Origin of the sequence: Acinetobacter lwoffii (assembly GCF_024129685.1) — a bacterium.
GTDB classification, from domain to species: Bacteria; Pseudomonadota; Gammaproteobacteria; order Pseudomonadales; family Moraxellaceae; genus Acinetobacter; species Acinetobacter lwoffii_X.
Genome location: NZ_JAMXXL010000016.1, coordinates 62,895 through 72,904, shown reverse-complemented (window position 1 = coordinate 72,904; position 10,010 = coordinate 62,895). Strand labels below are relative to the sequence as shown.

Genomic DNA, 10,010 nt, shown 5'->3' with positions numbered 1-10,010 from the left:
AGAAGTGAAACCTCTTAGCGCTGATGGTAGTGTGGGGTTACCCATGTGAGAGTAAGTCATCGCCAGCTCATTATTCGAAATCCCCCTCCGCCAAGGCAGAGGGGGATTTTTTTATGCGCGGAATAATTGTCTTATATATGTCATATATAAATTTAACATCAACATTGCTCAATATTAGACTAGAGCAAGAACCAATTTTAAAGCGTAATAGGTTTATAGTTCCTTTATAGCAATGCATCCAATTGACGTCGAGCATGTTTAAATGCAGTTCTGAGTCCTTCTTCCAAAGTTGGATGATAAAAAGGTTTCTTTAAGATCTGATAAATATCCTGGTCAGCATCAATCATCCAGGCCAGTAAATGGGCCAGATGTTCTGCTTGGGAGCAAAAGAGTTCTGCACCAAGTAATTTACCTGATTTTTTAGCAATATAAACTTCTATTCCACCTGAGTTTTCTGCCAGAACCAGTGCACGTCCTTGATTTTCATAAGAGACGAATCCCCGAATAAATTCGATGTGTTGATCTTCCAGCTGTTTAAAACTTTTTCCGACAATCGCCATTTCAGGATGACAAAATACAATCGCCAATGGGATTAAGGCAGGAATAGGCTTTACATCCGGATAATTTAAACAGTTATAAACTGCCTGTTTACCCGCATGCGCGGCTTCATGTTGAATCGGCGCATCAGGTGCGGCATCACCGACTATAAATATAGGTAGGTTTGCAAGTTGTTTGGTTTCTTTATCGATAGGAAGGTTTTTGATGTCCTTGAATATTGAATTGAGTTGATCTAGACCTAAACGATCTATATTGCTTTGCCGACCTGTAGCACCTAAGACATATTCAACTTCAATACTCTTAGTCTGATCATTTTCTGTAAAGTTAATCTTTATTTTATCAGCTTGGATCTCAATCTCATCTGGTAAGGTTTTAAATTTGATATTGAGCTCTTTGCTGAATTGCTCTTGCGCCAGTTTTTGTAAGATTGGGCTAGTTAAAGCACCTACTTTTTGACTACGCGCAAACATTGTGGTTTGTACACCCAGGCGTTGCATGGCTTGAGCTAATTCAATTGCAATGATGCCACTCCCGATCACTGCTAAAGACTTAGGTAATTGGGAAAATTCAAATATTTCATTGGAAGTGATGAATTTGTCTTTTAATTTTTGCTTTAGAGTTTCATCAATATTGGGGCGTGAGCCTACAGCAACAATAAAGCTTTTGGCCTGATAAGATTGTCCATTGACTTCAACTGTATGCGCATCAATAAACTTTGCATGCCCAGAAACTTTATGTGAAGTTTCCCATTGATCTACGCCTTTTAAGGTTGCGCGAATGAAACGTTCTCTAAGGATATGCACACGTTGCATGACACCAGAAGTATCTACTACAGCATCATATTGTAAAGCGAGGTTGTTTGCGGATTGAATGTCATGCATACGATTTGCAGATGAGATCAGCAGTTTACTTGGCATACAGCCCACACGTGCACAGGTGGTATCCCATGGGCCATCATTAATAATTAAAATATTCTGGGTGTGTTTAATGGCTTTATTATAAGCACTGATTCCTGCAGTGCCTGCGCCAATGATGATGAGGTCGTGCATAAACTGCCTCCCAAGTCTCAAAAACTAAATATTTATATGTAAGATTTACAATGTTTCTGATGTAAATTATGTAACTAGATTGCTTATTTTTGCTAATTTGAGTAAATTTTGTTTAAAAGCCAAAAGCTATTTTTTTATGGCTGCTTAACTATTATATCTAGCGGGAATAATCATGAGTTTGTTTATAAATTTAAAAAAACTAGGGGTAAATACAACAGTTTTAGCAACGTCAATTTCTTTGGTTGCTTGTGGGGGGGGCGGTAGTGATGGATATTATGATCAGGGAAATAATAATCAGTCAGGTTCAGGCGGATCTAGTGAAACAGGAAATGAATCCACAAATAATACAGCGCAAATTCCTGAAAGTTTAAATATTGCTTTACAAGATCAAAATGGCCAAAGTACCGTCCAAGTTGTAGATAATTCTACAATCCAAATTGCAGTTCAAGTATTAAATGCGGATAAAGGTGGAATTTCTAGCAAAAATGTACGATTAGCGATTAATGATTCAGATAAGTTAGGCGTAACAAGCAAAAGTTCCTTAGTTGCTACAGCTGAAGATGGCATCGCTATTTTTGAGCTTAAAATTCCTTCGATTAATATTGAATCAGGTAAGGTGCAATTAACTGCAACTGTAGATGGCACACAAGTTAAACAGGTATATACCCTTAATATTAAAAAATCTAGTGTAATTGTTAGTGATTATACTCTAGATGTGCCACAAGGCCTTACGATTGACTTACCAAATGGGGCAGCTGAATTTTTTGTCCAAGTGACTGATCCAAAAGGTGGTTCTAAGCCAGGACAAACCGTTGAATTGTCTTTACCTGCTGAGTTACAAGGGTTGCTTGTAATTAGCAACGGATCATCTGTACAGACAGATAGTGAAGGTAAAGCAAATTTTAAACTTGTAGCAAATAAAAATTTAACTGCGGCACAAATTCAACAGCTTGTAGATACCTCTAAAACACTAAACTTTAAACTCATTGATGAGCATCGTGCAGAAAAGCAAGCAACTACGTCTCTAACATTTAAAGATATTGCAACAATTGTCGATAAACTTGAAATTATTAAGCCTGATGCACCGATTGCTGCAAAAAATGGCGAAGCACGTATTCGTGTATATGCCAAAAATTCCAATAAACAAGATTTAGCAGGTAAAAAAGTTCGCCTGGAGACCAATCAATCAGGTCGTGGTGTGACCTTGGATAAAACTGAAGCCATTACAAATGCACAAGGTTATGCGGAATTTATCCTAAAAAGTAATTCTGATACACCACTTGCTTTGAAAGATGAAGGAATTGAACTTAAAGCAACTTTCTTAGAGAACCCTGAGAAATTCGCGACCATTACTGTTGATGTTATTACTGCAGATGATAGTGCAACCGATCAAGAAGCTATTCAACGTTTAGAAATCGCTTCATCTTATAAAATCAATGCAATGTCTGATAGTGTTGAAATTAAGGTAAAAGCGATTGCGAACAATGGTCATGCTGCGAAAAAAGGTAAAATCAAACTTACCTTGAATAGCGAAGCTGTAGCGAATGCTGTTAAGTTAGAAGGCAGTAGTGATGGTGTTAACTTTGATTTAAATGAAAGTCAGTCTGTCGGCGCAGAGGGTTATGTCACTTTCAGAATTAAAACACCAGCATCGCAAACAGCAGCAGCTGTAGAAGCATTAAAGGCTTCAGGGATCACAGCGACGTTTACAACAGATAACGGTATTAGCAATAATATTAAAATTGTTGTTGAAGATAAGGCTGTTGCAACTGAAGCAGTTAAGTATCTCTTAATTGACCCAATCAATGAAAACTTTGATCCTACTAAGAATCAAGACATTACGATTAAAGTAAAAGCAATTGGTGAAAAAGGTGGCCCTCTTAAAAATGAAAAAGTATCAATTAAATCTTTACTTTCAGATGATCAGCTGAATAAGTTGAGTCTAAGTTTAAGTACAGCTGCTGAAGTTTTAACAGATGTAGATGGTTATGCAACGTTTGTTTATAAGTATCAATATAATAAATCTGCAGAACAGCAAGCGTTGGCTAAGCAAGGGATTACTTTTACATCCACGGCATTATCTAATCAAAAGACTCAAACAATTAAAGTTAACTTCAATACAAAGAGTGTCAGTGACAAAGTCAGCCTTGATTACTTTACTTTAGATACTGATGGTTTAGCTCAAATTGCACTTAATCAACAAACTGAAATTGTAGTGCGTACGCAAGCCTTTGGTGTTGATGGTGCAGTTCTTGCAAATCAAGAATTAGCTATTGGTATTGATGAAACTGCGATTTCAAATGGTGTTTCATATGCCACAGCAACTAAGCTTGTATCAGATGCACAAGGTAAAGTTGAATTTAAATTAAAAGTTGCAGCACGTAATTTAACTGAATTAAATACCTTAATTGAAAAAGGCCTAACTGTTGCAGTAGTGTCTTATCGTAATGATGGTTCTAAGCATTCAGTTACTCGTAAAATTGATTTAGTTTCAAACTCGATTATTGACACTGGAACGAGTCAAGTGGATTACCTTATGGTAGATCCAATCTTAACCCGTTTTGACTATACGCAAAATCAAGAAATTACCGTTCGTGTAAAAGCATTAGATGTCAATGGAAGCCCATTAGCAAAAGAAAAAATTCAATTAAAATCTGCCCTAACTAATCAGCAGATGCAGCAGTTAGGCTTAAGTTTTACGACCCAAGCAGAACAAATCACTGATGCATTAGGTTATGCAACGTTTAAACTTAGTTACCAGTATAACGAAACGCCTAAACAAGAAGAGCTGGCGAAAAAAGGTCTTAATTTCAATGCTTTGGCGAATGGTAAGGTCAGCAATATTCGCCTTAACTTTAAGGCTCCGAGCGATAGTATTGACTTAAGTTTCTTTACTGTTGATACAGATGGACAAGCCTTAATTTCGACCACTACAGATACACCGATCAAGATCCGTGTCAAGGCAATGGGTACAGATGGTAAGGTTTTAGCTAACCAACGTATTAGTATTGGTATTGATAATACTGCAGTTTCAAATGGCGTAACGTATGCAACCTCTAACAACCTAGTTACAGATGCATTAGGTAATGCTGAGTTCGTTTTAAATGCGAAACCAAAAAATAAAGATGAACTGAATGCATTGCTTGCGAGTGGTGTAACAGTCGCTGTTAAAGCAACTGCAAAAGATGGTTCTGAATATACAACGCTAAGAACAATTAAGCTTATTGAGCAAGAGCAAGCTTCACAAGTCTCTTCACTATTAATTGATCCGTTGCAAGCTGCATATGACTATACGCAAGATCAAACAATTCAAGTGCGAGTCAAGGCGATTGGTCAAGCAGGTCAATCTTTGCGTAATGAAAAAGTCAGCTTAACAACGGTCTTTAGTGCGCAAGAATTAGCGGACTTAAATATAAGTCTAGTCGGTGATGCGACGAAACTGACTGATGATTATGGTTACGTGACATTCACATTTGACTATAAATACAATGCACAGTCTCCTGCACAAAAGAAACTGCTAAATGGTTTTGAAATTACAGCAACTGCCAATGGAAAGACGAATAATACGATTATTAACTTTAAAGCACCTGCAAATGAACAAGAAATCAATCTTGATTATTTAGTGGTATCTACAGGTGGGCGTGCAGTTATCTCAACCGATCAACCAACAGAAGTGATGATTACAGCAACTGCATTGGCAACAAATGGTCAGACATTAAAAGACCAGACTGTGAAAATTGAATTGAATGAAACAGAAACCAATAGTGGTATTTCATTTAATTCTGCGACAGAAGTTGTGACCAATGCACAAGGACAAGCCACATTTAAAGTCAACATTGCACCAGAAAATGCATCTGAATTAGATGCATTGCTTGCATCTGGTTTGAATGTTCGTTTATCTGCACAGCGTGTAGATGGTTCTGCATACAAAGTATCAAGAAAAGTTGAACTTTATAAGTCAGAAGCAGAAGCACCAAGTGAAGTCGATTATCTGATCATTGATCCAATTAGTGTTTATGATTACAGTAAAAATCACACCATTGCGGTACGAGTGAAGGCGATTGGTGAAGATGGTAGCGCATTACGTAATGAAAAAATTACATTGCGTCCTGAAAACATCTCAAGTACAGAATTAGCGAAACTTAATTTGAGTTTAAATGGTGCTGCTGAGCAATATACCGATGATCAAGGCTATGCTGTCTTCGAATTTAGCTATAACTACGATGCACAATCTACAGAGCAAAAAAACCTTGCATTGAAAGGTGTAGCGTTATTGGCGACTGCAAATGGTAAAGAGCAACGCACGGTTATTAACTTTGCGGAAACTCAAACTAATACGCTTGATTTTCTTGTCATTGATATGATTGGTAAAGCTGTCATTGATACGGATGTAGAAACTAAAGTTGCGTTGTCTGTGCTTGCAAAAGGTACTGATGGCGCAGTATTGGCAAATCAAAATGTTCAGATTGAATTGACCAATGAAAATGGAATTAATCTTCTTACCGCTTCATCTGTTGCAACGGATGCAGAAGGTTATGCCAAATTTGAATTCAGTGTGCATCCGAAGAACCAACAGGAATTAGAAGCATTATTGGCAAATGGCGTAACAGTGAAAGTGTTATCAGCTGTCGCCGATGGGTCTGTTCGTCAAGCTCAACGTAAAGTTGAATTGGTACAAGCTGAAGAGCAATTTGAATCTAAAGTTGAGACTTTAGTCATTGATCCAGTATTAAACTCATTTGACTATACTCAAGATCATAAGATTCAAGTACGCGTAAAAGCACTAGATGTCGATGGTGGCACGCTTAAAAATGAAAAAGTTGCGATCACCACGGATGTTCAAAATAAGTTAGCACAGTTGAACTTTAGCTTAAATGGTGCCGCTGAACAGTTTACAGGTGATGATGGTTATGCAACGTTTGTATTTGAATATCAATATGCAAATACCACAGTACAGCGTGATATCTTAAATGGTGTGACTGTAACAGCAACTGCAAACGGAAAAACGCAGACAGCAAAATTGAACTTTAGAGAGTCTTTGACTTCAGAAGCTTTAGATTATATCTCTATTGATACAGATGGTTATGCTGCGATCGAAGAAAACGTACAAACTGATATTACAGTTAAGGTACGTGCAATAAATGTGGGTGGTACAGCACTTGCTAATCAAGATGTAACGATCAGCTATAATGAACAAGCGCATAAGAATGGTATTTATTTACTTGATCCAACAGGTGCGAACATTGGTGCGCAAACCTTTGCACAAAAAACTGATGCTGATGGTTATGTGACCTTCACCTTTAAGGCATTGCCACGTAATAAGGGCGAAGTTCAAAACTTGATTAGCGACCTTGAGTCAGGTGATTTACAGGTTACATTAACAGCTAAACGTGCTGATGGTTCGAATTATGAAGCTTCTCGCCGTATTGATTTAAGAGCTCCTGATGTTGAATCTACACCTGCAGAGGTTTTAATTGATCCAATTCTGCAAGCATTTGATTATTCAAAAGATCAAAAAATTATTGTACCAGTAAAAGCGTTATCTGCTGATAAGGGTGCTTTACAGGGTGCAAAAGTTACGATTAATACACCGGATTTAACCCTAGAGCAGTTAAAAACAGCACAATTCACTTTAACAGGTGAAGCAACTAAGCTTACTGATGCCAATGGTTACGCTTATTTTGAGTTTGAATATAAAGTTGCAGGTACTCAAGAGCAGATTAAGTTGGTAAGTCCAGGTGTTCGTATCACGGCGACAACCAGCAATGGTAAAGCTGCTGTTCAAACCTTGAACTTTAAATCACCAAATGCCGGGCAGATTCTAGATTACTTTACCTTAGATGCATCTGATTATGTTGTTACATTGGGTGTGAATACACCTAAGACGATTCAGGTGACAATTAATGCGAAAGATACACAAGGTAAGGCTTTTGCAAACCAAGTCGTTTCACTTGGGTTAAATGAAGCTGCTTTAAGAAGTGGTGTAAGTTTTGCTTCACCATCTCAAGTCATGACAGACAGTAATGGTCTTGCAATATTTGAAGTAACGATTAATCCTCAAAATCAAGCTGAAATTGAGAATCTAGCTGCAAATGATTTGGAATTTACTGCGACTGCACGACGTGCTGATGGTTCTGCATACACGTTAGTTCGTAAAGTTGAATTAGAGAAAGCCACTGTGGTTTTACCAGACTTAGCAGATCTTGTCTTTACGACAGTTGATGGTGACCCATTAGATACAATTTCTGTTCTCGGTGGTGAGACTCGCGTCAAAATTACAGCAGTTGATGAAAAGGGTAATCCTATTCCAAATACACCAATTGCAATTGCTTTATCTAGTCTCACTTCTAGTCGTGTGTCATTAAGCAATATACCAACTCAAACGAATAGTGATGGTGAAGCTGAATTTACCGTGACCGTAGCCGAGGGCGTTTATGATGCTAGTTTGATCAAAAATGGTATTGTCTTTGCCGTAGTTGGTGCGAACTTAAATAATGGCGATCGTTTACAGCAAACAAGTGTAATTAGTATCACCGCTCCAGCAAATGCTTTAAATCCGCGTTTAACATCAGATGTAAAAACAGTGACAGCTGGGCAAACAGTTAAAGTGTATGCAGCTGTTAAAGATGAAATGGGGATTAATACTGCAGCTGGTACACCAATGCGATTGACTCTGAATCCAGAAGCGATAGCTGCAGGTATTAAGCTGAGTGCTGACGGAGTGGTAATACAAGGAAATGGTTCAGTGCCAATTGACTTAATTATTCCACAAGGTATTACATCTGCTGCTTTAGAATCTATTGTAGTAACAGGAACTATCCGTGATCCACGCGGTAATGAAATTCAGACGAAGCTAAATTTTGCTGTTCAAGATATTAGTAATCCTTATCACTTAACTATTGATAGTAGTCGTGTGTCATTAAGTTCAGCAGGTGATAGTGCATTTGTGACGGTTAAACTTCTTGATAAGAATCAAGGCGGTGTTGCGAATGAAAAAGTTAGCTTAGCTATTGCTGATCCGCGAAATGCGACTAGTATTAAAGGGGCTTCACAGCTCATTACTAATCAATTTGGTGAAGCTGTATTTGAAGTATCGATGAAATCACTACAAGGTACATTAGTATTACCAGTTCTACCAATCGAATTAACGGCAACCCATACCACTGCAACAGGTGCTTCAGTAAGTCTACCTGGCAGTATTCAAGTGCACTCACCAACAGTTTTAGCGCCAGAATTGGACTTAAAAATTAAAGTATCTAAAGATAAGTTAAATGTCCGTGGTGATTCTTTCGAAGTATCAGTATTGGTAGTAGACTTAGATGGTTCAAGTCAAGCTGGTAAAGCAGTTACATTAACAATTCCTCAATATAATCAAAATGGTGCATATATTCATGGCGCATCTACTATTGAAAGTGATGAGAATGGTTGGGCAAAATTTTCAATTGTAATTGATGAAAGTTTACGTAATCCAACCTATGACTTCGTTGCTGCTGATTTACGTGTAGAAGCTGTAGTTAAAGATACGCAGAATACAGAGCGACGTGTACCGCATGTGATTGATGTGGTAAATTCCGAAGTGCCAGTAACGATTGGTTCTATTGCGGTTAATTTTAATCCAACAGAGCTTACATCAACAGGTAACGGTATTTATTATCAAAAAGAAGGTTCTGTTCAGCTGGTTGATGTTGATGGGAAGCCAGTGGCAAATCAGGATGTGGTTTTAGATATTCGTCCAACTTCTTATGTTTTAGGTGAATGGAAATATGAAATTCAGAAAGATGCATGGAAAATAGTTGAGCAACCTGGTGTCGATGTGGATGGCAATCCTATTACCTTAAAAGTTAAAGAACTAGATGCGGTTTATCCATTTACGAATCTAAAAGGTTGGATTAAACCAGGTGATTATTATTATCCATTAGTAGGTACAATACCTGCACAAGTTCAAGATACAAACTCAGCAACGACATGTACGGTGGATCCAACAACAACAACTTGGATGGCTAATGGTCAGGCATTACGTGTGGTTCGTTTCTTAGGTGGTACAGCAAATAATAGTACGACTCACCCATATACCACGACCTATCGTACAGATAGTACTGGTCGGTTTGACTTCATCATTGAATATCCAAAAGCAAATGCTCATTGGATCGCAGTAGAAGTAGGAGCGAAAACTACACTTGCACAAACACCAACTAGAGGCTATACAACATTAACATTGCCAAGTTTAAGTAGTGATTATGCTGCTGATGGAAGTTATGCACCTAACCGCGTAAGTCCATATACAACATGTGTCAACTAATAATCTTATCTGACGAAAAAACAGCGCTTCGGCGCTGTTTTTTATGGGGGTTGAAATTTAAAAACTTAAATCGACGTCCCTACACTCACACCCACAGTCGGCTT

2 protein-coding genes are annotated in these 10,010 nt (G+C 37.9%); one reads left to right on the top strand and one right to left on the bottom strand.

Annotation, left to right across the window (positions count from 1 at the left end):
- Window positions 1–224 precede the first annotated feature (224 nt).
- The gene (locus NI464_RS09350) at window positions 225–1,607 is read right to left on the bottom strand and encodes a dihydrolipoyl dehydrogenase (protein WP_071851603.1); all 1,383 of its coding nucleotides are present in this window, start codon (window positions 1,605–1,607) and stop codon (window positions 225–227) included.
- 172 nt (window positions 1,608–1,779) lie between these two features.
- Between NI464_RS09350 and NI464_RS09345 the strand changes: the two genes are divergently transcribed.
- Window positions 1,780–9,906: an Ig-like domain-containing protein gene (locus tag NI464_RS09345; protein ID WP_253138217.1), complete on the top strand. Its 8,127-nt coding sequence runs from the start codon at window positions 1,780–1,782 to the stop codon at window positions 9,904–9,906.
- Window positions 9,907–10,010 lie beyond the last annotated feature (104 nt).

What these genes read in the sequence shown, in the direction of transcription:
- NI464_RS09350 (WP_071851603.1), bottom strand. Translation starts at nt 1,607, where the DNA reads ATGCACGACCTCATCATCATTGGCGCAGGCACTGCAGGAATCAGTGCT.
- NI464_RS09345 (WP_253138217.1), top strand. Translation starts at nt 1,780, where the DNA reads ATGAGTTTGTTTATAAATTTAAAAAAACTAGGGGTAAATACAACAGTT.